This is a genomic window from Pseudoalteromonas sp. SG45-2 (assembly GCF_014164115.1).
Taxonomy (GTDB): domain Bacteria; phylum Pseudomonadota; class Gammaproteobacteria; order Enterobacterales; family Alteromonadaceae; genus Pseudoalteromonas; species Pseudoalteromonas distincta.
Genome location: NZ_JACJEO010000066.1, coordinates 1 through 571, shown reverse-complemented (window position 1 = coordinate 571; position 571 = coordinate 1). Strand labels below are relative to the sequence as shown.

Sequence of the window (571 nt, the reverse complement as noted above, 5' to 3'; positions counted from 1 at the left end):
CCACGGAGTGATTCATGACTGGGGTGAAGTCGTAACAAGGTAGCCCTAGGGGAACCTGGGGCTGGATCACCTCCTTATACGATTTAGAACTTATTTGTTCGTAGTGTCCACACAGATGATTGTTATTGTAAAGAGAACAACACTTATTGTTTTGGGTCTGTAGCTCAGCTGGTTAGAGCGCACCCCTGATAAGGGTGAGGTCGGTAGTTCAAATCTACTCAGACCCACCACTTCTTGTCTAATCAAGAAGATGGTTAAAACAGTAAGTACCAGCATATGTGGGGCTATAGCTCAGCTGGGAGAGCGCCTGCCTTGCACGCAGGAGGTCAGCAGTTCGATCCTGCTTAGCTCCACCACTTTTACTTCTTAAAAATAAATATTCTTTATCGGGCCATTAACCGCCTGAGAATAGAGTGTGTTTAATTTTGAGAGGTTTTTGTATCTCTTGCTCTTTAAAAATTTGGAAAAGCTGATAATAAAATTCTGATAGATACTTTGTATTTATCAAGAGTTTTCAAAAGTAAAAAAAGAATGGTAGCAGTACCATTCAGTGCCATTTAATTAACGTTTT

At 40.8% G+C, this 571-nt stretch carries 2 tRNA genes and 1 rRNA gene; all 3 read left to right on the top strand.

Annotation, left to right across the window (positions count from 1 at the left end):
- Window positions 1-77 (top strand): 16S ribosomal RNA (locus tag H5116_RS20115); the annotation flags it as partial.
- A 76-nt stretch (window positions 78-153) separates the two neighbouring features.
- Window positions 154-230 (top strand) — tRNA-Ile (locus tag H5116_RS20110).
- A gap of 50 nt (window positions 231-280) precedes the next feature.
- A tRNA-Ala gene (locus H5116_RS20105) sits at window positions 281-356 on the top strand.
- Window positions 357-571 lie beyond the last annotated feature (215 nt).